Origin of the sequence: uncultured Thiodictyon sp., assembly GCF_903946935.1 — a bacterium.
In the GTDB taxonomy this organism is placed as follows: Bacteria; Pseudomonadota; Gammaproteobacteria; order Chromatiales; family Chromatiaceae; genus Thiodictyon.
On record NZ_CAJAXH010000046.1, the window covers coordinates 1 to 26,149 of the forward strand.

Annotated in this window: 25 protein-coding genes; 9 read left to right on the forward strand and 16 right to left on the reverse strand. The window is 66.6% G+C overall.

The features are described 5' to 3' along the window. Positions 1-310 precede the first annotated feature (310 nt). Positions 311-1,117 (reverse strand): TIR domain-containing protein, encoded by an 807-nt coding sequence (locus QZX93_RS04730; protein WP_295391797.1) that lies wholly within the window; start codon positions 1,115-1,117, stop codon positions 311-313. A 432-nt stretch (positions 1,118-1,549) separates the two neighbouring features. On the opposite strand from QZX93_RS04730, the gene QZX93_RS04735 reads away from it, so the two are divergent. The 3 genes from QZX93_RS04735 to QZX93_RS04745 all read left to right on the forward strand — a co-directional run bounded on the left by QZX93_RS04735 (position 1,550) and on the right by QZX93_RS04745 (position 3,570). Next, positions 1,550-2,116, forward strand: coding sequence for a hypothetical protein (locus QZX93_RS04735; protein WP_295391798.1), 567 nt, complete (start codon positions 1,550-1,552; stop codon positions 2,114-2,116). Positions 2,117-2,194: 78 nt separating this feature from the next. Beyond that, entirely contained in the window at positions 2,195-2,992 is a 798-nt protein-coding gene (locus QZX93_RS04740; RefSeq protein ID WP_295391800.1) for a glycine zipper domain-containing protein, read from the forward strand. 11 nt (positions 2,993-3,003) lie between these two features. Further along, positions 3,004-3,570, forward strand: coding sequence for a hypothetical protein (locus QZX93_RS04745; protein WP_295391801.1), 567 nt, complete (start codon positions 3,004-3,006; stop codon positions 3,568-3,570). A gap of 4 nt (positions 3,571-3,574) precedes the next feature. Here QZX93_RS04745 and QZX93_RS04750 read toward each other — a convergent pair whose 3' ends face one another. The 3 genes from QZX93_RS04750 to QZX93_RS04760 form a co-directional block, all read right to left on the reverse strand. Further along, complete coding sequence (locus QZX93_RS04750) at positions 3,575-3,913, reverse strand: P-II family nitrogen regulator (protein ID WP_295391802.1); 339 nt, start codon at positions 3,911-3,913, stop codon at positions 3,575-3,577. Positions 3,914-4,180: 267 nt separating this feature from the next. Beyond that, positions 4,181-6,451, reverse strand: a complete 2,271-nt coding sequence (gene ligA, locus QZX93_RS04755; protein ID WP_295391844.1) for an NAD-dependent DNA ligase LigA — start codon at positions 6,449-6,451, stop codon at positions 4,181-4,183. A gap of 44 nt (positions 6,452-6,495) precedes the next feature. After that, the gene (locus tag QZX93_RS04760) at positions 6,496-7,194 is read right to left on the reverse strand and encodes a cell division protein ZipA C-terminal FtsZ-binding domain-containing protein (protein WP_295391804.1); all 699 of its coding nucleotides are present in this window, start codon (positions 7,192-7,194) and stop codon (positions 6,496-6,498) included. 239 nt (positions 7,195-7,433) lie between these two features. Between QZX93_RS04760 and QZX93_RS04765 the strand changes: the two genes are divergently transcribed. Further along, positions 7,434-7,724, forward strand: coding sequence for a nitrous oxide-stimulated promoter family protein (locus tag QZX93_RS04765; RefSeq protein WP_295391845.1), 291 nt, complete (start codon positions 7,434-7,436; stop codon positions 7,722-7,724). 125 nt (positions 7,725-7,849) lie between these two features. Next, positions 7,850-8,515, forward strand: a complete 666-nt coding sequence (locus QZX93_RS04770; RefSeq protein ID WP_295391805.1) for a DUF4172 domain-containing protein — start codon at positions 7,850-7,852, stop codon at positions 8,513-8,515. Here QZX93_RS04770 and QZX93_RS04775 read toward each other — a convergent pair. After that, positions 8,471-8,965, reverse strand: a complete 495-nt coding sequence (locus QZX93_RS04775; RefSeq protein ID WP_295391806.1) for a hypothetical protein — start codon at positions 8,963-8,965, stop codon at positions 8,471-8,473. The genes QZX93_RS04770 and QZX93_RS04775 overlap by 45 nt on opposite strands. Positions 8,966-9,153: 188 nt before the next feature. Here QZX93_RS04775 and QZX93_RS04780 point away from each other — a divergent pair, with 188 nt between their 5' ends. Then, positions 9,154-9,336 carry a type II toxin-antitoxin system HicA family toxin gene (locus QZX93_RS04780; RefSeq protein WP_295391808.1) on the forward strand — a complete coding sequence of 61 codons (183 nt, stop codon included), beginning with the start codon at positions 9,154-9,156 and terminating at the stop codon, positions 9,334-9,336. A gap of 10 nt (positions 9,337-9,346) precedes the next feature. Next, on the forward strand, positions 9,347-9,739 hold the full coding sequence (locus tag QZX93_RS04785) for a type II toxin-antitoxin system HicB family antitoxin (protein WP_295391810.1): 393 nt from the start codon (positions 9,347-9,349) through the stop codon (positions 9,737-9,739). A gap of 158 nt (positions 9,740-9,897) precedes the next feature. Here the strand turns inward: QZX93_RS04785 and xerC are convergent, their stop codons facing one another. The 7 genes from xerC to QZX93_RS04820 form a co-directional block, all read right to left on the reverse strand. Further along, positions 9,898-10,797 carry a tyrosine recombinase XerC gene (gene xerC / locus QZX93_RS04790; RefSeq protein ID WP_295391812.1) on the reverse strand — a complete coding sequence of 300 codons (900 nt, stop codon included), beginning with the start codon at positions 10,795-10,797 and terminating at the stop codon, positions 9,898-9,900. Between the two features lie 91 nt (positions 10,798-10,888). Further along, positions 10,889-11,740, reverse strand: coding sequence for a DUF484 family protein (locus tag QZX93_RS04795; RefSeq protein WP_295391814.1), 852 nt, complete (start codon positions 11,738-11,740; stop codon positions 10,889-10,891). Then, a complete protein-coding gene (gene dapF, locus QZX93_RS04800; RefSeq protein WP_295391816.1) occupies positions 11,737-12,570 on the reverse strand; it encodes a diaminopimelate epimerase in 834 nt (277 codons plus the stop codon). Before dapF ends, QZX93_RS04795 begins: the two co-directional genes overlap by 4 nt. A 138-nt stretch (positions 12,571-12,708) precedes the next feature. Beyond that, complete coding sequence (locus tag QZX93_RS04805) at positions 12,709-13,416, reverse strand: class I SAM-dependent methyltransferase (protein ID WP_295391817.1); 708 nt, start codon at positions 13,414-13,416, stop codon at positions 12,709-12,711. 166 nt (positions 13,417-13,582) lie between these two features. Continuing rightward, positions 13,583-14,830 (reverse strand): diaminopimelate decarboxylase, encoded by a 1,248-nt coding sequence (gene lysA, locus QZX93_RS04810; RefSeq protein WP_295391819.1) that lies wholly within the window; start codon positions 14,828-14,830, stop codon positions 13,583-13,585. After that, positions 14,831-15,130, reverse strand: a complete 300-nt coding sequence (locus tag QZX93_RS04815; RefSeq protein WP_295391821.1) for a lipoprotein — start codon at positions 15,128-15,130, stop codon at positions 14,831-14,833. Positions 15,131-15,395: 265 nt separating this feature from the next. Further along, positions 15,396-16,883, reverse strand: coding sequence for a hypothetical protein (locus tag QZX93_RS04820; protein ID WP_295391823.1), 1,488 nt, complete (start codon positions 16,881-16,883; stop codon positions 15,396-15,398). Positions 16,884-17,097: 214 nt separating this feature from the next. Between QZX93_RS04820 and polA the strand changes: the two genes are divergently transcribed. After that, complete coding sequence (polA, locus tag QZX93_RS04825; RefSeq protein WP_295391825.1) at positions 17,098-19,806, forward strand: DNA polymerase I; 2,709 nt, start codon at positions 17,098-17,100, stop codon at positions 19,804-19,806. A 102-nt stretch (positions 19,807-19,908) separates the two neighbouring features. On the opposite strand, the gene QZX93_RS04830 is transcribed toward polA, so the two are convergent. Next, on the reverse strand, positions 19,909-20,313 hold the full coding sequence (locus QZX93_RS04830) for a DUF2782 domain-containing protein (protein ID WP_295391827.1): 405 nt from the start codon (positions 20,311-20,313) through the stop codon (positions 19,909-19,911). A 149-nt stretch (positions 20,314-20,462) separates the two neighbouring features. Here QZX93_RS04830 and QZX93_RS04835 point away from each other — a divergent pair, with 149 nt between their 5' ends. Further along, complete coding sequence (locus QZX93_RS04835) at positions 20,463-22,466, forward strand: UvrD-helicase domain-containing protein (RefSeq protein ID WP_295391829.1); 2,004 nt, start codon at positions 20,463-20,465, stop codon at positions 22,464-22,466. 28 nt (positions 22,467-22,494) lie between these two features. On the opposite strand, the gene QZX93_RS04840 is transcribed toward QZX93_RS04835, so the two are convergent. The 3 genes from QZX93_RS04840 to gatC form a co-directional block, all read right to left on the reverse strand. Continuing rightward, positions 22,495-23,703, reverse strand: coding sequence for a Fic family protein (locus QZX93_RS04840; RefSeq protein ID WP_295391830.1), 1,209 nt, complete (start codon positions 23,701-23,703; stop codon positions 22,495-22,497). 445 nt (positions 23,704-24,148) lie between these two features. Continuing rightward, entirely contained in the window at positions 24,149-25,603 is a 1,455-nt protein-coding gene (gatA, locus tag QZX93_RS04845; RefSeq protein WP_295391831.1) for an Asp-tRNA(Asn)/Glu-tRNA(Gln) amidotransferase subunit GatA, read from the reverse strand. Next, positions 25,603-25,890: an Asp-tRNA(Asn)/Glu-tRNA(Gln) amidotransferase subunit GatC gene (gatC, locus tag QZX93_RS04850; protein WP_295391832.1), complete on the reverse strand. Its 288-nt coding sequence runs from the start codon at positions 25,888-25,890 to the stop codon at positions 25,603-25,605. Before gatC ends, gatA begins: the two co-directional genes overlap by 1 nt. Positions 25,891-26,149 lie beyond the last annotated feature (259 nt).

Below are 26,149 nucleotides of genomic sequence, written 5' to 3' on the forward strand. Positions count from 1 at the left end.
CGGACCTCGAAAAGAAGATCACGGACTTTATTGAATTCTTCAACAACACGATGGCCAAGCCATTTCGCTGGACCTATGAGGGCAAACCACTCGCTGCATAACGGGTCAGACGGTGTCGGGACTTTCACTCTGCTGCACTAGCCCGAATTTCTCACGAGTCTCACGCCAAGGCGCCAAGCTCGCCAAGATAGACAACGGGATATATTCCGTGTCCACGTCACCCGCTGGGTGCATCGGCGAGCGGCGATAAAGGGCTGAAAAACCTTGGCGAGCTTGGCGCCTTGGCGTGAGATATTCGGGCTAAGGCCGGTCAGCCATCGGCAGCGCCCGGGTCATCAACGGCGAGGAGGCGAATCCGGGCACCGCCCATCGCAATGAGATCGCCGACTTCAATGCGTTGCTCGGAGGTGATGCGCCGGTCGTTGACGAAGGTTCCGTTGGCACTCTCCAGATCGGTCAGGGTGAGGATGACGCCCCGATCGGCCGGCAACACGGTGAGCCGGGCGTGCTTGCGGGAGACGCAGGCGTCGGCAATCTGGACATCCGCCTCGTCCGCGCGCCCGATGATCGCCGAGCGCTCGATGCGGTGGTGTCGCTCGACACCGGCGCCCGGCGGCAACTCGACCAACAGTCTGATATCCGCCTGCCGGGTCTTGCGGATGATCGTGGGGGCATCCAAACCGGCGCTCTGCTCCGGCAGCCGGGTCCTGGATTCCATTCCCGGTCCCTGACCATTGACCAGTGCCAGCAACTGGGCGCCGGCCTGCGCGGGGTTCGCCCGAAAATCGATATATTGAATGGTGCCGAGTCGCAAATGCAGTTCGCACGGGTCGCAGCCACGCGCCATCACCGGGATCACCCGCCCGCGCAGATGCTCGAGCGCCCAATGGGTCTCGGATTGGACCCATTCCGACTGCTGGGCGTCCGGCGACAGGACCACAATGAACCAGTCGGTCTGGACCAAGGCCGTGCGAATCTGCCTTTCCCAATCGGCGGCCACGCGCACATCGGTCCCGGAACACCAGGTGAGGATGCCGGTGTTGTCCAAGAGTGGCTTGAGGCAGGATAAGACGAACTCCACATCCTTGGTGGAGTAGCTGATGAAGATTCGCGTCATGACGTCACTTCGGCATCTGCGGTTTGCGGCAAATAACACCCAGCTCGATACCCGAGATCGGCCGTCTTGCCAAGTCGTCCAGTCCCGGATACGTTAGACTACACGAATATTTCCCGGCGGCGGCAAGGCGGTTGCGGACGGGAAGGGATCTGTGTGCGTAAATTGTAGGTATTCGGTTAGTGCCAGCCCCCGCCACGGCCCCGAGCAACCGCGAATGACCCGCTGGGGTTTGTTGGAACACACCAAAAGGTACACTACATGAAGGGGCGCTTCGTTGTACGTTCCGCTGGCGGCCAAGCACTGTTGGTCCTGATTGTAGCGCTATCGACAGCGGGTTGTGCGAGCCCCGCAAAGACCTCGGGCACGCTTGACAGCGGCCCGGGGGCGGCGCAAGCCGTATCAGCCGAATCATTGACCCCGGCCGAACGGCGGATGCGTGAACAAAGTCGGGCCTTCGACAAGACGGTCTGGGAAGGGTCGCTGGTCGGCGCCGGTACGAGTGGACTGATGGCTTTTTTGACCGGTCACGAACTCGTGGCGCTCGCCGGCGCGGGCGTCGGCGGAGCCGCCGGCGGGCTCGCGGGGTCCTATGTGGCACAAAAGCAGAAAAGGTATGCAGACAAGGAGGACCTGCTCGAGGCCATGACCGCCGATGTCCGCCAGTCCAATGAGGAAACCCAGTCGTTCATCGCGAGTGTGCGCGAGGTCATCGACGAGGATAAGCGGCGGCTCGCGGCGGTCCAGGAACAGGTGCGCAAGGGGGCGGCAACCCAGGCCGCATTGGAGAGCACGCGCCGCCACATCGCCGACAACCGGGCGGTCATCGCCCAGGCGAGCAAGGGCGCCCGCGAGAGGCAGGCCATGTTCCAAGGTGCCGAGCGCCAGTTCCGGACGGGCAATCCGGGCACCAACACCGCACGGATGCAGCAACAGCTCGATGCCTTCAGCCAAAATATCAAGACGCTGGATAGTCTGGCCCAGAGCGTTTCAGCCGCTTGAGCGGCGCGGGCCGACAGCGGCGCGGGGCCGGCATACAATGCGGCGGTGTGCGATAACATCGGCAACGAGGAGCAAGAAATGAGTCGACCATTGACGATCCGCGAGACTGGCCCGGCGACGATCGCCTTGATTGCCGCCCTGGCGACCGCCGGCTGCGTAACCCCCGGGGACATCCAGGGGGTGGCGAGCACGGCGACCGGTTGGCTTCCGAGCGGGGGCGGCAGCAGCCAGACCCCGGCTCAAGACGCGTCCGACGCCTCACTGACCCCGGCCGAGCGGCGCCTGCGCGAGCAGAGCCATGCCTTCCAGAAGACCGTCTGGGAAGGGGTGCTGGTCGGTGGCGGTGCCGGCGCGGTTGCCGGTGGCATCTATGGCGCCCTGCATGGCGGACGGGCAGAAGATGTGCTGAAGGGTGCCGCGATCGGCGGGGCGGCGGGGGCGGCGGTGGGGGGCCTCGCGGGGGCCTATGTCGCCCAGAAACAGAAACAGTATGCGAGCAAGGAGGATCAACTCGAGTCCATGACCGCCGATGTACGCAAGACCAATGCCGAAACCCAGGCGCTGATTACGAGCGTGCGCGAGGTCATTGCCGAGGACAAACGGCGCCTCGCCACGGTCCAGAAGCAGGTACGCAAGGGCCAGGCCACGCAGACCGAACTGGTCGCGGCGCGCCGCCGCATCGCCGACAATCAGGCGGTGGTCGCGCAAGCAAGCTCCGGTGCCAAGGAAAAACAGACCATGTTCCAAGGGGCCCAGCGCCAGTACCAGAAGGACCATCCGGGCACCAGCACCGCGGCCATGCAACAGCAACTCGACGCCTACAACAAGAACATCAAGACCCTTGACGGCCTAGCAAAAAGCGTTTCAGTCGCCTGAGGTATCCGACCATGATCCACGCCCACTCGCCGCACACCCAAGCCTGGCCTTCGCCCCATCTGGCCCAGCGTTGGCGCCGGTTGCCCCGTGCGGTGGCTGGGCTGGGACTGGCGCTCTGGCTCGCCGGCTGCGCCACCAGCGCAGACCCCCACCAGGGCGGATTCATCAGCGGTATCGCGGGCCTGGCCGGGGGCGGTTATCAGCAGCGCATCGACGAGCGTCAAGGCGCCTATCAGGGAGAACTCAGTGCCCAGCAGCGGCTCCAGGCCGAGGCCCGGGCAGTGGAACAGGAGCGGGCGGCGGTGCGCAAGGATCTGAACCAGGCGAATGCCCGCCTGGCCGACCTGGAGCGGCGCATCGCCCAACAGCGGGCCGCCCTAAGGGTCAGCGGCAATCGGGCCGACCAGAAACGCCTGGATCAGGCCCAGGCGCGGCTGACGCGCACCAAGGGGGCCTTGCGCAGCGTGAAACCGGGCGAACAGCCGGTCGGGGACCTCAAGGCACGCTCCGTGGCCATCAACCAGGACCTGAATCAGATCGACAGCCTGGTGGGGGCGGTGAGCGGTAAGGGGTTCTGAGGCCTCAGACCGCCGCCTCGTTCTCCTCGCCGGTGCGGATGCGCACCACCCGGGTGACCTCGGAGACGAAGATCTTGCCGTCGCCGATCTTGCCGGTGCGGGCCGCCGCGGTGATGGCGTTGATGCAGGCGTCCAGGTTCTCGTCCGCCACCACCAGCTCAACCTTGACCTTGGGCAGGAAATCCACCACATACTCAGCCCCGCGGTAGAGTTCGGTGTGGCCCTTCTGCCGCCCGAAGCCCTTGACCTCGATGGCGGTCATGCCGGTGATACCGGCGGCGGACAGGGCCTCCCGCACATCGTCGAGCTTAAAGGGTTTGATGATCGCTTCGATCTTTTTCATCGGATATTCCGCCACGGGTCAAGATTTTCAGATCCGGTGAGTATAAGTTCGCGTCCCGCAGAAAAACAGCGCAACAGCGGCCACGGATCGTGCCACAGGCCGGCGGCGGCCGAATATCTCACGCCAAGGCGCCAAGCACGCCAAGTTCTCGCGCGAGAACACCCCATCAAGAGTGTTGAAAGCCTCGTCAGGAGGCCCATGATCCACTCATGGACTGTTTTCTTGGCGAGCTTGGCGCCTTGGCGTGAGACGCGTGGGCAATCCGAACTAGCTCCGACCGGTCAGCTGCGCCAACCGCTCCTCGCCAATCACCGCAACATTCAGTGCTTGCGCCTTCGCGAGCTTCGAGCCGGCCTCCGCCCCCGCCAACAAATAGTCGGTATTCTTTGAGACGCTGCCCGTGACCTTGGCCCCCAGGGACTCCAACTCGGCCTTGATCTCATCGCGCGGGCGGCCCAGGGTGCCGGTGATGACGAAGGTCTTGCCCGCCAGTGGCTGGGCCGCAGAACCGGATGGGCCCCCCGCTGGCGACGCGGCACGCGCCGATCCCGACGGCCAGCGAATCCCGGCCGCAGTCAGACGCCCGATCGCCTCCCGGTTATGGGCCTGCGCAAAGAATCCGGTCAGGTGCGCGGCGACCACCGGCCCCACCCCTTCCACCAAGGCGGTGGTATTGCCATAGAGGTCTTCGGGCGCGGCGGCGCGCAGCCGCTCCAGGGTCGCAAAGCCTTGCCCCAGGGCCGCCGCCGCGCCGCGGTTGAGCCCGGGGATACGCTGGGCCATCAACCACTCGCCCAGGTCCCCGGCCGCTTGCGCATCCGGATGCGCAACCAACCAGGCCTGGATGGACTGCGCCGCCTTGGGCCCCACCCCGCGCAGACCGCGGGTGAGCAGAAAGTCCTGTTCCCGTGCTGCCATCAGGGCCTCCAGTGAGTCGAAGCGGGCGGCCAGGGCCGCGGCCGTCGCCTCGCCGACCTCGCGGATGCCGAGCGCGAAGATAAAGCGGGCAAAGCTCGACTCGCGGCTGCGCTCCAGCGCCGCGATGAGATTGGCCGCGGACTTCTCGCCCATCCGCTCCAGGCCGGCAAACTGCCCCTGGGTGAGCCGATAGAGGTCCGCGGGCTCCCGTACCAAGTCCCGCTCCACCAGTTGGTCGATGAGCTTCTCGCCCAAGCCCTCGATATCCATCGCCTTGCGGGAGGCAAAATGGCGGATCGCCTCCTTGCGTTGGGCCGGGCAGTAGAGCCCCCCGCTGCACCGGGCCACCGCCTCGCCCTCCGGGCGGATGACATCTGAATCGCACACTGGGCACTGGACGGGCAAGACCACCGCCCGGGCATCCGCCGGCCGCCGCTCGGGCAAGACGCGCACGATCTCCGGGATCACGTCCCCGGCCCGGCGAACATAGACCGTATCCCCGATGCGGACATCCTTGCGCTCCACCTCGTCCATGTTGTGCAGGGTGGCATTGGCCACCGTCACGCCGCCCACCGACACCGGCTTGAGACGGGCCACCGGGGTCACTGCCCCGGTGCGACCGACCTGGAACTCGACCGCCTCCACCACCGTCAGCGCCTCCTGCGCCGGGAACTTGCGCGCAATCGCCCAGCGCGGATGGTGAACCGTCGCCCCCAGGGCGGCCTGGTCCGTAATCCGGTCCAGCTTGAACACCACGCCATCGATGTCATAACCGAGCACATCCCGGCGCCGCCCCAGGTCGTCGAAATAGTCCCGGCAGCCGTTGAGCCCCTGCACCTGACGCAACTCGCGTGACACCGGCACCCCCCAGCCGGCGATGCGCTGGAGCATCGCCCACTGGCTCTCACCCGCGTCCGCGGCGATCTCGCCCCAGCCATAGCAACAGAAGCGCAACGGACGAGCGGCGGTAACGCGCGGGTCGAGTTGGCGCAGGCTGCCGGCCGCGGCATTGCGCGGGTTGGCGAAGGTCTTCTCGCCGCGGGCCGCGGCCTGGGTGTTCAGCCGCGCAAAACCCGCGTGTGGCAGGTAGACCTCGCCGCGGACCTCCAGCACCGCCGGCCAATCGCTGCCCAGCAGGCGCAGCGGGACGTTCTGGATGGTGCGGACATTGGCGGTGATGTCTTCACCGGTGGCCCCGTCACCGCGGGTCGCGGCCTGGACCAGCAGGCCCTGTTCATAACGGATGCTGACCGCCAGACCATCGAGCTTGGGCTCGGCGGTGAAGAGGCACTCGTCAGCACCGGGGAGCGTGCCGGCGATGCGGCGATGGAACTCGGCCAACTCGCCGTCGTCCATGGCGTTATCGAGCGAGATCATCGGCAGGCGATGACTGACCTGGGTGAACTCGGGGCGCGGCGCGGCCCCGACCCGCTGGGTCGGGGAGTCAGGGGTCACGAGCTCCGGGTAGCCGGCCTCCAAGTCCTTGAGCTCGCGGACCAGGCGGTCGTATTCAGCGTCCGGGACCTGTGGGTCGTCGAGGACGTAGTAGCGGTGGTTGTGATCGCGGATCAGTGCGCGCAATGCCTCGGCGCGCTGCCGGGCGGCATCCGGGGCCGCCACGGGTGGCGCATCGGGCGCCGACCCGGCCTCGGGCACGCCCCCAGTCACCGCCGCGCGGCCCTCGCAAAGCGCTTTTCATTTGCCAGCACCGCCTTGTGCATCTCCTCCTCCTTACGCACGGTGAGCGGGCGGCGGCCCTCATCGAAGACATCGCCGCCCAGGGTCGTGGCGAGCTTGCGGGCGGTGGCGATCATCTCCTCCAGGACGGTGAGGTCCTCGGGTTTACCGTCGAGCTGGGCGAACAGCATCACCCCGGGCGTACTGAAGCCCTCCATGTCGTCGAACGGAAAGGTCCCGGGCTTCACCATGTTAGCCATGCTGAAATAAATCCGGGTACCGTCATCGAACTCATCCAGACAGTGGAAAATCTCCATGTCGCCGGGACGCAGGCCGCAGGACTCGGCGACATCCAGGAGATCCAGGCCGGGAAACTCGCCATAGCGCTTGGCGACACTGAGCTGGATCAGGAGCGGGGCCGGCACGCCGCCCTCCAGGACCTCATCGCGCCCCTCACGGGCGTGGCTGCGCATCGGGGCGGGGTCGTCCTGGGCGTCCTCGTCGTCATAGAGGCCATCAGGGGGCTCGCGGCGGTCGGGACCGGTGGCGTAGGGTCGGTCGTCCGCATCATAGCCCTCGTCCTGCGCGTCCTCATCGGCACCGCGGCGGCGCTCCCAGAGATACAGTGCGAGGATCAGGATGGCCCCCAGAACGAACAGGATGAGTCTGACGGTATTGGCGTCCATTCGTGCTCAGCAGAAGGTTGGAAGGCGGAAGGCCGGAGTATAACCCGGGCGTCGCATCCATGGGGATGGGGAGATCCCTGGGGACCGGCTGACCTCACACAGTTCGCAGCGCGGCCCGGCGCCGTCGCCATGCCCCAACCGTCCGACCGGCGAGTCCCGGCGGCCCGCAAGGATACCGTGACCCCGGTCCAGCCAAGAGACCCCGGGGGGCGCGCTATACTGGCGGCCGGACAGCAAAAATTGCCGAGGGTGCCCGTTCATGTTGCTCCAGCGAGTCGATACTCGCGCGGGTGCGGGAGGTCATGCGCTACGCCGGGCCGCGGATGCCGCTGCGACACCCCTGGCTGGCGCTGCTGCACCTGATCGATCGAGAACCGTTGCGGATCGGTCTCTTCCTCCAGAACGAACAGCAACGCCTCGCGGCGTCCGCCAAACGGTCTGCCGCCTCCTCGGCCGCGAAAAAGGCCAGGGCCTGGAGCCCCACCGTGATGTCACGCCCTTTCAGGGCTAGGCCGAATAAACAACACTAACTCAGGGCGTTGCCTTGGGCTGATAGGTTCGACCCCGCTGGGGTCGACCGGCAAATCAGGGTGGAACCGGGTACTCGCTCGTCCGACATCTTCCATGTGCGGTGAATATCCGACATAATCTCCGCATGTATAGCGGAGAAAAACTCTACCTTTGGCAGGCAACTGACTGGCCGCAGTGGCGCTATGACCTCGCCGCGCTCGTCGGTCGGCTGGCCGAGGTCAGCCATGCCCAAGGGTTGTTGCTGGGCCGGCTGGCCGATGCCGGGCTCGCCTTACGCGATCAGGCGAGCCTGGCGGCGCTGACCGAGGACGCGGTCAAGACCAGCGAGATCGAGGGCGAACGGCTCGACGCCGCATCGGTGCGTTCTTCCATTGCACGTCGTCTCGGGGTGGACATCGGTGTACTCGCGCCGGTGGATCGCCACATCGAAGGTGTGGTCGAGATGGTGCTCGATGCCACTGGCCGCTGCGACGCCCTGCTGACGGTTGAGCGTTTATGCGGTTGGCACGCCGCCTTATTCCCCACCGGCTACAGTGGCCTGACACCCATCCGCGTCGCCGCTTGGCGCGATGATGCGACTGGTCCGATGCAGGTAGTCTCCGGTCCCATTGGGCGCTGGCGCATCCACTACGAGGCACCGCCCGCCGAGCGGCTGGCGGCCGAGGTCTCGCGCTTCCTGGACTGGGCAAATGACGCTTCCGCCACCGCCGGCGGCGTTCCGCCCTATGCGAGCTCATCCTTCTCGTTAGGCGTCTTTCGCCACATAGGCAATCGTCTCGACCAGATTTAGAGCATCCAGGACACACAGTTTCTCCTGTTCGGTCCGTACGTCGGAGAAGCCATGTTCTTTTAACTCGTGAAATACGAGCGCCAAAAGGTTCTTGTCGGTATGTTCGGCTACCTGATCGTTGACCGCCTGCTCCACCGACTGGTTTGATAGTCCTTCGATAAACCGCGAGCGCCCAGCGATTCGTGCGAGGCACAACTCCTGAATCGCCTCAGTAACGACGGGCAGCCTCAATTGGGCGCAACGAACCGCCTCGAAGCACAAGAGAAGAATGTTTAGGATTACGTCAATCCGTTCGATCTTAACATTGCTTCTGCTGAGCGCCAGCACTGATGCCAGCAGATTCGGCTGCTTCTGAAATATTTCATCGACAAGCCGCTCTTTTTGCTTAAGGGTGAGCTGCCCGACGACTTGATGTGCTTTTGCAACGTGCTCAAGATGGATGCGATTCATGTCGTATGTGCAAGATGCCTAACGATTGAGCCAAGGGGAAACATCACCGGTAACAGGACCATAGGGCGGACGCCCGCAAGGCGATGCCACCCGCGAGCGTCTGCATGTCGCGGGACCGTAAATCAGAGCAGTGGGGCCGATGGCGGTCATGCCGGCACGCCGCCGGCACAGTGGTTATAATACCCACCATGAACAGCAAGCAACTCATCAGGCAACTGGAGGCGGACGGCTGGGTGTTGGCGCGGGTGAAGGGCTCGCACCACCAGTTCAAGCATCCGAAGAAGCCCGGCCTGGTGACGGTCAAGCACCCTGACAGCGACATCCCCGCGGGGACGCTGCACAATATCAAGCGCCAGGCAGGCTGGAAATAGGAGGCGATCCATGCGTTTTCCCGTTGTGCTACATACCGATGACGGCGCGCGCTTCGGCGTGACGGTGCCCGACCTGCCCGGCTGTTTCTCTGCCGGGGACACCTTCGACGCGGCACTCGACAGCGTGGTGGAGGCGATAGAGCTGCATCTGGAAGGGCTGACCGAGGACGGCCAGGATATCCCCACACCGCGCCCGATCGCCGAGCGGCGCGCCGATCCCGACTTGGCCAGCGGCGTGTGGGCCATCGTCGCGGTGGATGTGTCGCGTTTCGAGGGCCGCGCCGAAAAGGTCAACATCACCCTGCCCGGCCGCCTGCTGGCCAAGATCGACCGCTACGCCAAGGACCATGGCGCGACGCGCTCGGGCTTTCTGGCGGAGGCGGCGCGGGCGGCGATGCGATAACGAAACAACTCGACGAGCGCACGGCGGACTCTGTGTAGCACAGGGCCAACCTCACAACCGTACGCGACGAATTGGGAGCGGGTGCAAACGGCTGTTGCAGGCGAGCCCGGTCGCGGCCTGGGGGGGCGCTCCTACGGTTTCCCGACCGGAATGACCGACTAGCGCTTGCGCTTCGCCCGCGGGTGGGCCTGGTCGTAGACCTGGGCCAGGTGCTGGAAGTCCAGATGGGTGTAGATCTGGGTGGTGCCGATGTCGGCATGGCCGAGCAGTTCCTGAACGGCACGCAGATCGCCGGAGGACTCCAGCAGGTGGCTGGCAAATGAGTGGCGCAGCATGTGGGGGTGAACATTGCGGGTGGCACCCTGTTCCTGCGCCCACTGGGCGACGCGGGTGCGGACCGTGCGGGGGTGAATGCGTCCGCCCCGGCTGCTGACGAAGAGCGCCTGCTCGTCCGCCGCGGCCAGGTTGGCGCGCACTCGCATCCAGTGGCTCACCGCCTCGCGCGCCTGGGTGCCGACCGGGACGCGGCGGGTCTTGGCGCCCTTGCCGGTGACACTGAGCATGGCATCGGCCATGTCGATATCGCCCAGGTTGACGCTGACCAGCTCCGCCAGCCGCAGCCCGGAGGAATAAAAGAGCTCGATCATGGCCGTGTCGCGGATCAGCAGCAGGTCGTCGACCGGGCGGTCGAGCAGGTTGCACAACTGGTCGGCGTCCAGGGTGGCGGGGAGTTTGCGCGGGGTCTTGGGGGCACGGATGCCCACCGCGGGGTTGTTGAGTACCAGCCCCTCGCGCAGCAACCAGCGATAGAGGCTGCGCAGGCTGGAGAGTTCCCGCTGCAGGGTGCGGCCGCCGACCCCGGTGCGATGCCGCCAGGCGATATAGCGGCGCACTTGCTGCTGGTCCAGGCGGATGATGGCGTCCGGTTCGCCCCCGGCGTCGGTGAGCCAGGCGCCGATCCGCTCCAGGTCCGCGCGGTAGGCGTCCAGGGTCAGCTCCGCCAGCCGCCGCTCATGGGCGAGGTGGGCGAGGAAGGGCTCGATCGGGCTGTCGGCCATGAGCGCAATTCCGGCAAACGGCGCAGAGCGCCAGACACAGGCGTGACACCGCTTGAGCGGTGTCACGAGAACGGGGCGCGGCGAGCGGCGCCTATTCCGGGACCGCTCGCTTGGCGCGCTTACGCTTGGGCGGCGGCGTCGGCTCGGGTTCGATCTGCGGCGCCGGTGGCGCCGGCTCCACTGTCGCCGGTGCCGCCTCAAGGGGCAACATCAGCAGTTTCTGACTGACGATCTCACCCAACCGGTCCAGCAGGTCGGTGCGCATATCCGGCCGGAAGCGATCCGGGTCGGCCGCGCCGATGGCCAGTACCCCGCTGCGCCCGTTGGCGTGAATCGGCACCAGGACGGCGCACTGGATCGCGACGGCCGGGGCGTCCGCTGAGGCGACAGTGGGATCGCCGAACAGGATACGGTTCTTGGCCTCATCCAGCGGGCCGCAGAGTGCGTGCTTGCGCTCCATGAAGTCCCGGAAGGCGAGCGTAACCGGGTCGGTACCGTCGCCGGCCGGGTCCGCCGCCGGGGCCGGCGCGAAGAGCTTGAGGGTCACCGCCTGAGCGCTGAACTCACTCATGAGCGCCTCCGCCAGCACGACGCCCACCTGCTCCAGGGTGGTGGCGGCGATCACCTGTAGCACCAGTGCATGCACCCGCGCGGAGAAGGATTCGTACTCGCGGGCCCGGGCGATCAACTGCGACAGGCGCCCCCGCTCGGTCTCCAGTTGGGTGCGCAGCACCGTCACCTGACGCTGGATCAGTGAGACCGCGGCACCGCTGCTGTGTACCAGGTGCAGTTGGCTCAGGACGTCCGCGTGCTGGTCGAAGAAATCCGGATGGGCGCGCAGATAGGCGGCGACCGTCGCCGCCAGCCCGGCGTCCGGTCCCTCGTCCCCTGCGGCGACCGCGTCCGACGCGGTCGCGCTGCCCTTAGCCCCTGTTTTACTCATAGATCGATCTCTCCGGCGAAGACCCGTTGTGCCGGGCCGGTCATCACGACCGGCTGGCCGGGTCCGGGCCACTCTATCATAAGAACCCCGCCGGGCAGGCTGACCTGCACCCGTCGCCCCAGCAGTCCGCGGGTGCGTCCGCTCACCACCGCCGCGCAGGCGCCGGTCCCGCACGCCAGGGTCTCACCGGTGCCGCGCTCATAGACGCGCAGCCGGATCCGCTCGGGTGCGACCACCTGCATGAAGCCCGCGTTCACCCGCTGCGGGAAGCGCGGATGTGACTCAATGCGGGGGCCAAGCCGCGCGACCGGCGCCGTGTCCGTGTCGTCCACCAACAGCACGGCGTGGGGGTTGCCCATGGAGACTGCGCCGATGGTGAGGCGTTCGCCCGCCACCTCCAGGTCGTAGGTCGGCGCCTCGCGCTCCGCCAGGAAGGGGATGCGCGCGGGGTCCAGGATCGGGACCCCCATGTCGACCCGCACCTGCCCGTCCGGCTCCGCGAAGAGGCGGATGGCCCCCGAGGCGGTGCCCACCGGGATCTCGGTGCGGTCGGTAAGCCCCTGGTCGCGCACGAAACGGGCGAAGCAGCGGGCGCCGTTGCCGCACTGTTCCACCTCTGAGCCGTCGGCGTTGAAGATGCGGTAGTGGAAGTCGGTCCCCGGCAGGCGCGGCGACTCGACCAACAGGACCTGGTCGCAACCGACCCCCAGGCGACGATCCGCCAGCCGACGGATGGCCGCGGCATCCAGTGCAACCGCCTGGCGCAGCGCATCGATGACCACGAAGTCATTGCCCAGGCCGTGCATTTTGGTAAATCGGAGCTTTGTCATAGGCAGGATGATGGTCCGCAAATGAACGCGAATAAACGCAAAAAAGAAAAAAGATAATCGTGTCGATTTTGTGATGCGATGACGAATGGACATCGCGGAACGCTGTCATTGCTGCCGCGCGGCCGAACCATCACTGATTTATTTGCGTTCATTTGCGTTTATTTGCGGACGACTTTCTTCTTCCAATCGGCCGAACACGGCGAGGTGCCGATCGCTCACCACCGCGACCTCCAGACCGGCGAGGCCGGCCTCCGCCAACTGCGCCACGACCTCCTGCGGCTCGAAGGCGGCGAACAGCGAGTTACGGAAGTCAGTGCGCAGCACCGCCGGGGCGTCGTCGGCATAGGTCGCCACCAGGGCCTCGGCCCAACCCGCGGAGGCCGGACGCATCAGGTCCATCACCAGCACCAGTGCGCCGGGACGGGCGGTCTGGCGCACCGTCTGCCACAGCACCTGCGGGTCGGACAGGTGGTGGAGCAGGCTGTTGGACAGGATCAAATCATAGTGGGCGACGGGCAGTGTGGGGCTCGGCAGGCACTCGCACAGCAACCGGCAGCGCGCGGCCACGCCCGGCAGCGGGTCAAGGGCGGCACGGGCGTGCTCGAGCATGGCGGCGGAGCCGTCGAGCGCGTCACAGGTGGCGTCCGGGTAGGCGCGCAGGAAACGGCGCACGATGTCCGCCGGCCCGCAGCCCAGGTCGAGCGCACGGGCGCCGCGCAGCGGTCCCGGTTGCTGCTCGGCGAGTAGCCGCATGAACAGGCCGTTGGACTCGGAGAAGTCGGCCTGGGCATAGGCCAGGGCCTGTTCGGCCCCGTCCATCAGTTCCGGTTCGGGACGGCGCTTCATGGTGCGGCCCCCAATCGCTCACGCCAAGGCGCCAAGACGCCAAGAAAAAACAATGGGATGGCCACACCACCGCAACCACCCGCCGGATCGCTCGCAGGCCGCTGATCGCACACTGAAAGACCTTGGCGATCTTGGCGCCTTGGCGCGATAACCGTTCTTTGCAGGCTCATGGCAGCACCGACTCACCCGCCATGAGCTCGGCGATGGTCTCGCGGCGGCGCACCAGGTGGGCCTCGGCCCCGTCCACCATGACCTCGGCGGCGCGCGGCCGGGTGTTGTAGTTGGAACTCATGCTGAACCCGTAGGCCCCGCTGCCGCGCACCGCCAGCAGGTCGCCCGGGGCCAGTGCCAGCAGGCGGTCCTTGCCCAGGAAGTCGCCGGTCTCGCACACCGGACCCACCAGGTCATAGCGCATGGGGAGCAGGTCGCTGTCGCGGCGCACCGGTACGATGTCCTGGACCGCCTGGTAGAGTGCGGGGCGCAGTAGGTCGTTCATCGCCGCGTCCACCACGGCGAAGCGCCGATACTCGGTGGGTTTCAGATATTCCACCCGGGTCAGCAGGATACCTGCATTGCCGACGATGGCGCGCCCCGGCTCCAGGATGATTTCGTGGCCGCGGCTGCCGAGTCGATGCAGCAGCGCGGTCGCGTAGGCGGCCGGTTCCGGCGGGTGCTCGCCGGTGTAGCGGATGCCGAGCCCGCCACCCAAGTCCAGGTGGTCGATGGGGATGCCGGCGGCGGCGAGTCGATCCGCCAGGTCCAGCACCCGGTCCAGGGCGGCCAGGAAGGGCGCCAGATCGGTGAGCTGGGAGCCGATGTGGCAGTCGATCCCGGTGATGCGCAGGTGGGGCAGTTGTGCGGCCCGCTGGTAGACCGCCTCGGCCGAGCGGATGTCGATCCCGAACTTGTTCTCTTTCAGCCCAGTGGCGATGTAGGGATGGGTGCGGGCGTCCACATCCGGGTTGACCCGCAGCGCGATGGGCGCGACCAGACCCAGCTCGCCGGCCACCCGGTCGAGCCGTTCCAGCTCGGGTTCGGACTCCACGTTGAAGCAGCGGATGCCGACCTCCAGGGCCCGGCGCATCTCATCCTCACGCTTGCCGACCCCGGAGAAGATCACCCGCGACGGCTCGCCCCCCGCCGCCAGCACCCGCTCCAACTCGCCCACCGAGACGATGTCGAACCCGGAACCGAGACGCGCCAGGCAGTTGAGCAGCCCCAGGTTGGCGTTGGCCTTGACCGCGAAGCAGATCAGGTGCGGGTGGTCGTGGAAGGCGCGGTCGAAGGCGTGCCAGTGCCGCTCCAGGGTGGCCCGGGAGTAGACATAACAGGGCGTCCCGAAGCGTTCCGCAATCGCGGTGAGCGGCACCTCTTCGGCGTGGAGCAGGTCGCCGCAGTAGTTGAAATGGTCCATTTAGTTGGTCCCCGTCGGCCACGCGAGCAGGTTACCGGTCGGGGTTTGGACCTGGCCCGGGGCCAGCGGCGCAACCTCGGGTTCAGCCGAGGACTGCGCGGCCTGGGCCGAAGACTGAGCAGAGGGCTGGGCCGACGGCGTGGGGACGTCCGAGGACTTGCCCGTCGCCTTCCGGGGCGCCTGTTGCTTCGCGTTTTCCGGCAGGACTAAAGGTCCCTTTTGCCCGCAGGCCGCGAGCATGCTCAGGGTGCCGAGCGCGATCACCACGACGACGAAAAGGTAGCGGGCCCAACAGTGCATGGAGTAACGCCTCGGCGGAAACAGGGGGCGCCAGTGTAGCCGATCCGGCGCCGCCCGGGTCCGCGCGGGCGCGCGACGTCGCCGGCCACGCAGCACTCGCCGGAATTTCTCACGAGTCTCACGCCAAAACTCCTAAATCGCCAAGAAAACAGTCGATCGGTCGATAACGCGCATCCGACGAGATTGCCGGCATTCCCGATTCCGCGTTCACACTCAAAAACTTGGCGCGCTTGGCGCCTTGGCGTGAGACGCTAAAAATCCGCCCCTAGGGCGCCGCGCCATTGCAGGAGGCGTCACCGCAGTGCAGGACTTTCAGGTCCTTATTGGTATCGTCGTAATAGCTGACGATGGGGAGTCCGTCGGCGCCGAGCGCGATGCTGGTGTGCCAACCCACTGAGCCATTGCTGTCGGGCACGCTGATGCGCACGTCGGTACAGGCGCGGTCGGCGCAATGGGCGATTTTCAGGGCGCCGCCGGTGTGATCGTGATAGCTGATGATCGGGTTACCGTCGGCACCCAAGGTCATGGCCGCATTGGAGCCGACCGCACCCTGGCGGTCGATGACCAAGAGGGTGGCCCGGGCACAATCGGGCCTGGTGCAGAGGGCGAGCTTGAGGTCGTCGTTTAAGAAATCCCAGTAGGCGATGACCGGCAGGCCGTCGGCTCCGACCACGGTCGCCGTGCCCAGACCGACGCCGCCAATGTCCACGGTCGTCACCCGGGCGGACGAACAGGACGGATTGGCGCACCGGGCGAACTTGAGGCCGCGCCGGGTCGCGTCGAAATAGCTGATGACCGGGTTGCCGTCGGCGCCCAGCGCCATGCTGGTGTACCAACCGACATTGCCGGAGTCGTCGACGGTGGAGCGCTCGAACGTCGCGCAGTGCGGGTCCAGACAATGGGCCAGTTTGAGATGACTCTCGGCGTTGTCGTAGTAACCGATCACAGGCCAGCCATCGCGCCCCAGGATGATGGAGGTGTGCTGCCCGGCCTGGCCCGCGGTATCGATCGTCCGGGCCTGGAAGACCCGGCACTCGGGGTCCTCGCACCAGCCGAACTTCACGACCTTGTTGGTGTTGTCGACATAGCTCAAGCGCGGCAGGCCGTCGGCCCCGACGATGAGTGCATTGGCCCATCCCACATCCCCGTCGGTCGCGAGCGCCTGGAGGTCGGCACCGGTGCAGGCGGCGTCGCGGCAACGCGCGAGCTTCAGGTCCCGATTGGCGTAGTCGAGATAGAGAATCAGAGGGTTCCCAGTGGCGCCCACGGCGATGGAGCTTGCCACACCCACGTCGCCGTTGTGGTCGATGACACTGATTCGATTGGCTTGTGGGGCGGCCGAGCGCCCGCCGCCGGTGGGCAGTGAGTCGATGACCAGTTGGTAGAGCGCCAAGCGGGTGCGGTCACTCCCGTCGATCACCGCCAGGGCATGGGTGCCGCTGCCGACAAGATTAGCCGGCAGCGGGTCGGTGACCAAGCGGTCTTCGCCAGCACTCGACAGGCTCAGGACGACCCCATCCAGGCTGACCCTGGGCGGGCGCCGACTGCCGAATTTCTGACCGGTAATAATCAGACGCCGCGTGTATGGCTCCAGGCTGGCACCGCTGATCCTAAGCGCCTGCTCATCCGACCATAACCGATCCGCTGGTATCGCCGTGTCGGCGCTATCCTGGGCGGGGACGCCGGGGGCGGCAATGGCGAGCGCAAACGCCATCACGGTCGCCAGGATCGGTAACAGGGAGGACGCTTGCATCTGGGGCCAGTCCTTGATTAGAGGTTTAATCAATTATAACAATTTCCAGCATCAATCCCCGGCGAGCGTGCCGCCTGGTGCTGGTGTGGGCCGCTGGCGGGGTCTTCGCCGCACATTGTGGCGCGCCCTGCCCCGCTGCGGTGTATTTTTTGCGGCGGACATTGAGTCCGTCTCGGGTCATACTCTCGCCCCTTCAATGCCCGAGAGACCGCCCATGGCCGCCAACTATCCGCTGATTCTGGTCGACGCGTCAGGCTATCTGTTCCGCGCCTGGCACGCACTCCCCAAGCTGACCAATTCTGCCGGCGAGCCGACCGGCGCCCTGGTCGGGGTGCTCGCCATGTTGCGCAAGCTGATCGAGCAGCACCGCCCCCAGTATATCGGGGTGGTCTTCGACGCGGGCGGCGGGACCTTCCGCGACGCGCTCTATCCCGCCTACAAGGCCAATCGCCCGCCCATGCCGGCCGAACTGCGCGCACAGATCGCGCCCCTGCAGGAGGTGATCCGCGCCATGGGCCTGCCGCTGCTGGCGATCCCTGAGGTAGAGGCGGACGACGTGATTGGTACCCTGGCCACGCGTGCCGCCGCACAGGGCCTGCGCACCCTGATCTCGACCGCGGACAAGGACCTGGCCCAACTGGTGGATGAGCATGTCACCCTGGTCAACACCATGACCGATACACTACTTAATCGCGACGGGGTGATCGCCAAGTTCGGCGTCCCCCCGGAGCGCATTGTCGACTATCTGAGCCTGATGGGCGATACGGTGGACAACATCCCCGGGGTCGCCAAGTGTGGCCCCAAGACCGCCGTCAAGTGGATCCAGGAGTATGGCGACCTGGACGGGGTCGTCGCCAACGCCGCACGGATCGCCGGCAAGGTCGGGGAGAATCTGCGCGCGGCACTCGATCAACTCCCACTCGCCCGGGCCTTGACCAGCATCAAGCTGGATGTGGCACTGGACCTGGGGCCGACCGATCTGGCGCCATCCGCCCCGGATACCGCCAGCTTGCGCCAGTGGTACGAGCGGCTGGAGGCACGGCGCCTGCTCGCCACCCTGGAGCCGGAGTCCCCCGCGGACGACGCGCAGGGCGCTTCGGCCGCCCCGCCGACCGCCGTCTACGACCTGGTGCTGACCGCGGCGGCCTTTGACGCTTGGGTGGCGCGACTGGAAGCGGCCGACCTCTTTGCCTTCGACACCGAGACCACTGGGCTCGACTACATGAGCGCCGACCTGGTCGGGGTCTCCTTTGCGGTCGAGGCGGGCCGGGCGGCCTATGTGCCGGTCGCCCATTGCTACCCCGGCGCACCCGACCAGCTCGCCCGCGATCAGGTCTTGGCGCGGCTGAAACCCTTGCTGGAGGACCCCGAGCGGCTCAAGGTCGGCCAGAACCTCAAATATGACATGAGTGTACTCGCGCGCCACGGCATCGCCCTGCGCGGGATCGCACACGACACCATGCTGGAGAGCTATGTGCTCGACAGCACTGCCACCCGTCACGACATGGACTCGCTGGCCAAAAAATATTTGCACTATGACACCGTCCATTTCGAGGACGTCGCCGGTAAGGGGGCCAAACAGATCGGCTTCGACCAGGTCCCGCTGGAGAGCGCCGGGCCTTACGCGGCCGAGGACGCCGATATTACGTTGCGCCTGCACCAGACGCTGTGGCCGCGCCTGCAAGCAACCGGCCGGCTGGCCGAACTCTACCAGGCGCTCGAGGTGCCGCTGATACCGGTCCTCTCGCGCATGGAGCGCACCGGGGTGCGGATCGACCCGGACCAACTGGCACAGCAGAGTCAGGACCTGAGCCGCCGCATACTGGACCTGGAGGAGCGCGCCTACACCTGCGCCGGGCATCGCTTCAACCTGGGCTCACCCAAGCAGATCGGTGAGATCTTTTTCACCGAACTGGGCCTGCCGGTAGTCGCCAAGACCCCCACCGGCGCGCCCTCGACCGCGGAGGAGGTCCTGGAGCAACTGGCCGAACAGGGTCACACCCTGCCCGGCCTGATCCTGGAACACCGAGGACTGTCCAAGCTGCGCTCCACCTACACCGACAAGCTCCGCCAGATGATCGACCCGGTTACCGGGCGGGTCCACACCTCCTATCACCAGGCGGTGGCCGCGACCGGCCGGCTGTCATCGAGCGATCCCAACCTGCAAAACATCCCCATCCGCACCGAGGAGGGGCGGCGTATCCGCCAGGCCTTCGTCGCCGCGCCCGGGCACCGCATCCTGGCCGCCGACTATTCGCAGATCGAGCTGCGCATCATGGCGCACCTCTCCGGGGACGAGCGCCTGCTGGCCGCTTTTGCGAGCGGGCAGGACGTCCACCGGGCGACCGCGGCGGAGGTCTGGGGGCTGGACCCGGCAGCGGTCACCACCGAGCAGCGCCGGTCCGCGAAGGCGATCAATTTCGGTCTGATCTATGGCATGTCGGCCTTCGGCCTGGCCCGCCAGCTTGGCATCGAGCGCGGCGCCGCCCAGCACTATGTCGATCTCTATTTCAGCCGCTATCCCGGGGTGCGTGACTTCATGGACCGCATCCGGGTCCAGGCGCGGGCAGATCGGTATGTGGAGACCCTGTCCGGTCGCCGGCTTTATCTCACCGACATCGGCCACAGCAACCAGGCGCGCCGCGCCGCCGCGGAGCGCACCGCCATCAATGCGCCGATGCAGGGCACCGCGGCCGACATCATCAAGCGGGCCATGATCACGGTGGACCGCTGGATCGAGGACGAGCGCCCGCGCGTGCGCATGATCATGCAGGTCCACGATGAGCTGGTCTTCGAGGTCGCCGAGGAAGCGCTGGAGGGCGCCAGCGCGCGCATCCGTGCCGACATGCAGCAGGCGGCGCAGTTGGCGGTCCCGCTGGTGGTGGACATCGGCAGCGGCGCCAACTGGGACGAGGCGCATTGAGGGGCGCCGCCCGATCCAACCGTCAATGATCCGCCCCCAGCGGGGCGTTTGCGGAAATCGTCTAAGGTTGCGCGAGCCGCGGTCGCCACCCTAGCAGACGCCTCATTTCCACGTGAAGATCTCCCACTGGTTGATGTTGATGTTCAGTGGCGAGTTGCTGCGCTGATCCAAACGGCCGTCCCCGTTGCTGTCGATCATGTAATAGACCGGACCGATCTGGGGCTTGATCTTCACCATGTAGAGCCGACCGCGCACCCGGTACTCATAGATGGTCTCGTTGGCGCCCTCCCGGATGGTGATCTCGGGCTCGGTCGCGTCACCGGTCGCGGGCGACGCGGGCGGCGGCGGGGCCTCCAGGGTCGCGCCCGCGTCAGGGGCGTCCGTCGGCGGCGGCGCCGGTGGGTCTTGGGCCAGCGCGGGGAGGCCGAAGGCCAGGAGCAGCAAGGCAGGGGCGGCAAAGGACTTCATCGAGCGCTCGGCGTTACCATGGCGGATAGATGGCCACATGGTAGCCTGAACGGCGGCGGATTGTCTCGCAGAGACGGCCAGAGACGGCGCGATTCCCGCGCGCCGTCTCTTTGGTTTTATTTCAATACAAGCAGCCTGAGACTTTTTTCAGGATAATCCGCCATCCATCCTACCTGCCGTGGCACGCCATGAACGGACTCAATCCCGAACAAACGCAAGCCGTCCGCTACACCGCCGGCCCCTTGCTGGTCCTGGCCGGTGCCGGCTCCGGCAAGACCCGGGTCATCACCCGCAAGATCGCGCACCTGATCGGCGCCTGCGGCATCGCGGCCCGCCACATCGGCGCGGTCACCTTCACCAACAAGGCCGCGCGGGAGATGCGTGAGCGGGTCTCAAAGGAGCTCAAGGGGCGCGACGGCCGGGGCCTGCGGGTGTCTACCTTCCACACCCTGGGGCTCGACATCCTGCGCCGCGAACACGCCGCCGCCGGCCTGCGCCCCGGCTTCTCGCTGCTGGACGCCCAGGACAGCGAGGCACTGATCAAGGAGCACCTGCGCGGCATCCCGAATGCCGACGCCTTCAACCCGGCGGCGGTGGCGCACCGGATCTCGGCGTGGAAAAACGACCTGATCGACCCGGCCCAGGCCCAGTCCCAGGCGGCGGACGCGTTCGAGGCCCAGCTCGCCGGGCTCTACGCCGACTATGAGCGCAGCCTGCACGCCTATAACGCGGTCGACTTCGATGCCCTGATCCTCATGCCGGCGCGGCTCTTTGCCACCCACCCGGAGGTGCTGGAGCGCTGGCAGGGGCGCATCCGCTACCTGCTGGTGGACGAGTACCAGGACACCAACGGCGCCCAATATGAACTGGTGCGCCAACTCGCCGGCCCCCGCGGGGCCTTCACCGTGGTGGGCGACGACGACCAGTCGATCTACGCCTGGCGCGGCGCGCGGCCCGAGAACCTGGCCCGCCTCAAGGACGACTACCCGCAGCTCAAGGTCATCATGCTGGAGCAAAACTATCGCTCCAGCGCGCGCATCCTGGCGCTCGCCAACCACCTGATCAAGAACAACCCCCATGTCTTCGAGAAGCGCCTGTGGTCCGACCATGGCCCCGGCGAGGCGCCGCGCCTGCTCACCTGCCGCGACGAGGCGCACGAGGCCGAGCGCGTCGTCTCCGAAATCCTCCACGCCAAGTTCACCGACGGTGTGGCCTTCGGCGACATGGCCATCCTCTATCGCGGCAACCACCAGGCGCGCCCCTTCGAGAAGACCCTGCGCGAGCACAGCGTCCCCTATTTCCTGAGCGGCGGGACCTCATTTTTCTCCCGCACCGAGGTCAAGGACTTGATGGCCTATCTGCGCCTGCTGGCCAACCCGGAGGACGACGCGGCCTTTCTGCGGGTGGTCAACACCCCGCGCCGAGAGATCGGCCCCACCACGCTGGAGAGCCTCGCGACCTATGCCCGGGGGCGCGGGGTGAGTCTGCTGGCAGCGTGCGGTGAGTTGGGTCTGGGCGAACACCTGGCCGAGCGCCAGCGCGAGCGGCTCCAAGGCTTCACCGAGCTAATGGGGACCTTCGCCCAGCGCGCTGCCGCCGACCCGGTCACCGCCGTGCGCGCACTCACCGACGCCATCGACTACCCGGCCTGGCTGCGCGAGAACGCATCCAGCCAAGCGGTGGCCGACCGGCGCATGGAAAACGTCAACGACCTGATCGACTGGCTCGGCGCACTCAACAAGAAGGGGGAGCAGCCGGACAAGACCCTGGGCGAGATGGTGAGCCACCTGACCCTGATGGACGTACTGGACCGCCAGGACGAGGAGACCGGCGGCGACCGTGTCCATCTGATGACCCTGCACGCCGCCAAGGGGCTCGAATTTCCGAATGTGTTTCTGGTCGGCATGGAAGAGGAACTCCTGCCCCATCGCACCAGCATCGAAGAGGACACCATTGAAGAGGAGCGTCGGCTCGCCTATGTCGGTATCACCCGCGCCCGGCGCGCGCTCACCTTTACGCTGGCGCGGCGGCGCAAGCTCTTCGGCGAGATGATCCAGACCGAGCCCAGCCGCTTCCTGGGCGAACTGCCGGAGGGCGCCGTGGAGCGCGACGAGAACCGTGCCGCCGACCCCGCCGCCAGCCGCGCCCGGGGAATCGCCCATCTGGCCAACCTGAAGGGCATTTTGGGCTGATTAGGGGGGGCCATGAGCGGGACGGCACCTATGCGTCTACCGGGAACACCCCCGGAAACAGATAGGGCACCGCCGCCATCGGCAGTCCGATCCGCACCGCGCCCTTGGGGCTATCCGAGACTAACAGCCCCTCCTCCAACAGACCGGCGATCACGTCGCGGCCCGCCCGCTCGCCGTACCCGGTGAGTGCCGCGGCCTCGCCGCGGGGCAATGAGCCGCGCAGGAAGACCGTCAGCAGGACCGGGGCGGCGGCCGGTTTGATGGGCCGACCCGGCAGGGTGCCGGCGGCACGCAGCTGCACATAGCCCTGGATGCGACCGTGCAGGTCGTCGGTCGCCAGCAGAGCGCCCATAAAACGCGCCTGATCGATGCAGGTCTGGAGAAAGAACCGGCAGAAGCCCGCCAGGCCGGCAGCCGAGCGTTGGCCGCGGCCGTCGTAATCGTTGCGGCGGGGCGCGTCAGCGGCGGCCAGTTGGTCCAAGTATTGGGTCCGATTGCGGGCGAGCCCGCGACTGGCCGACCAGAGGCCATGGCCGACGATGCCGATGGCGCCGAGATAGGCGTCCGTGAAGAGGCGGGTAACCCGGCCGTTGCCATCCAGGAAGGGGTGTATCCAGGCCAGGCGGTGGTGGCTGGCGGCGGCGGCAATGAGCCGTGCGTGACCGCGGTGCCGCTCAGGGGCATAGGCCTGCGCGAAACGCCTCAGGAATCGGTCAAGCGACCGGGCGTCCGGCGGCACATGGCGCCCGACCTGGACCGGGCACTCGCGCAAGCGCCCCGGTACGAGGGTTTCGCGTTCCTGTCCGCCCGGACCATCGACCTCGTGAAACGCGGGCGGGAGCTGTTGGTAGAACCGCTCATGGATCCAGCACAGAAAGTCCGGAGCGCACACCGCAAGGCCCGGCTCGGCAGCGATGCGCTCCTCGATGGCCTGCTGGACCTCGATATGCGCCCGGCTCTCCAGTTGGAGCGCACGGCGGGCGGGTTCGCCGGCATAGTCGGCGCGCATGGCCCGCTCGATGTCGATGGGATGGGTTCGATGACCCTCGATCAGGTTGGAGTAATAGCAATTGATGGTGCGCAACAGCGCCCGCAGCGTGCCCTCGGTGAGCGGGTGCAGCCGGCCGACCGCCCGCGCGGATTCAGCGACCAGGTCCAAAGCCAGGTCGCCCAGGTCCCCGCAGTCGCCATCGCTGCCGGGGAGCATGGGCTCCATGGCTGCCGGGTCGTCGTACATCTGTCTCCGCGGCTTCTTGTGCCGATCTTCGTGCCGATCTTTTTTGATAGTAACATATTGATCGCGCTTTGAATCGAGGCGCTTTCGACAGCCGGCATCCGGGGTCTGGCGCCGATCTTTCGGGGTCTATGTCACGCCCTTTCAGGGCTGATCGCCAATATCACCGTCACCCAGGGGTTGCCCTGGGCTGGGATGCCGCGCCCCTTCGGGGGTTTGGCCCGCGCTTACCGCGAGCTGGACGCGGCGGCCGGCGGCATCGGGCGCAAGACCAGACATTGACAGCCCCGAAGGACGAGACATACCAGCCCTAGCAGACTGTCGGACTTGCAACGTAACAACTTGATTATAAAAGATAAAAAGTTTACGCCTAAAAAGCGAAAACTCTTTAACTTCAATCGGTTACCTCATCAAGCCCGACAGGCTGCTAGGCCACGCCCTGGGGCTGTCAGTCAAACCCCACCGGCACCCCCAAATGCCAATCGGTCTGCTGCTGCAACCGATACGCGCAATTGAGCAGCCGCCCTTCCTCGAAATAGTTGCCGACGACCTGCAATCCCACCGGCATCCCGTCCACCGGAGCGACGGGGATGGACATACCGGGCAGGCCGGCGAGGTTGGCGGCGATGGTGTAGATGTCATTGAGATACATCGCCACCGGGTCGTCCATCTTGGCGCCGATAGGGAAGGCCGTCGTCGGGCTGGTGGGACCCATGATGACATCGACCTGCTCAAAGGCGCGGCGGAAGTCGTCCGCAATCAGGTGGCGGATCTTCTGGGCCTTGAGGTAGTAGGCGTCGTAATAGCCGGCGGAGAGTACATAGGTGCCGATCATGATGCGGCGTTGCACCTCGGCGCCGAACCCCTCGGCCCGGCTGCGCTTATACAGGTCTTCCAGGTCCTTTGGATTCTCGCAGCGGTGTCCATAGCGCACGCCGTCGAAGCGGGCGAGGTTGGATGAGCATTCGGCGGGGGCTACGACATAATAGACCGGGACCGAGAGCGGGCTGTTGGGCAGGCTGATCTCCACGACCGTGGCGCCTTGGCGCTCGTACTCACGGATGGCAGCCTGGATGCTGGCGGCGACCCGCCCATCCAGCCCGGCGCCGAAATACTCTTTGGGTAACCCGATGCGCAGCCCCGCCAGATCCCCATCCAACCCGGCCACATAGTCCGGCACCGGTGTATCCAGGCTGGTTGAATCCCGCGGATCGAAACCCGCCATGGCCTGGAGCAACAGGGCCGCATCCGCCGCGCAGCTGGCCATGGGTCCGGCCTGGTCCAGGCTGGAGGCGAAGGCGATCATGCCCCAGCGTGAACAGCGTCCATAGGTAGGTTTGATGCCGGTGATGCCGCACAGTGCCGCGGGTTGGCGGATGGACCCCCCGGTATCGGTCCCGGTGGCGGCCACGCACAGACGGGCGGCGACGGCGGCGGCCGAGCCGCCGGAGGACCCGCCGGGGACCCGGGTCTGGTCCCAGGGGTTTTTCACCGGGCCGTACCAGCTCGTCTCGTTGGACGAGCCCATGGCGAACTCGTCCATGTTGGTCTTGCCGAGCACCACGGCCCCGGCGGCGGCGAGGCGCTCGACCACGGTGGCGTCGTAGGGGGCAATGAAGTTATCGAGCATCCGGGAGCCGCAACTGGTGCGCAGACCCTGGGTGCAGAAGATATCCTTGTGAGCGATGGGGATGCCAATCAAGGGCCCGCCGGTGCCGGCGGCCAGGGCCAGGTCGGCCTGCGCGGCGGCGCTCAGGGCAGACTCAGCGGCAACGGTGATAAAGGCGTTGAGACTCGGGTTATGCCGCGCGATCCGCTCCAGGAAGTGCCGGGTCAGCTCGACGCTGGAATAGGTGCGCTCGCGCAGCCCCGCCGCCAGCTCGGCAATGGTCTTGTCATGCATTATTCGATCACCTTGGGGACCAGATAGAGCCCCGCGTCGGTCTGGGGTGCAATGGCCTGGAAGCGGTCGCGCTGGTCCGGCTCGGTGGCCAGGTCCGGGCGCAGCCGCTGGGTCATGTGCAGTGGGTGGGCCATCGGCTCGACGCCGGTGGTGTCGACCGCATCCATCCGGGCGACCAGGTCCAGGATGTTGGAAAGGTCGTGGGCATAGCGGTCACAGTCCGCCGGCGCGACCGCGAGCCGTGCCAGATGGGCGATCTTCTCGACGTCCGATCGATCCAGTGCCATTGCTGTCGTGTCCTCTTGAGGCAGGGTGCGGCCGGGCGGCCGCACCGGTAAACAGGAGAAAATACCATAGCCCAGGGGAGGGCGGCACCTCCGCCGTTGGGCCGCTTTAGCCGCGTCGCCTTGCCGAGGGCGAGTTGCATTGTTAGATTACCGCCTCTTTGCCCTGGACTCCCCGGCGGGCCCCCTCAGCGGTCCCCTTCGGCGGACCCCGGCCACCGGGTCGATCCGGCGCCGCGCGCCGCATTTTTAAGGTAAATAC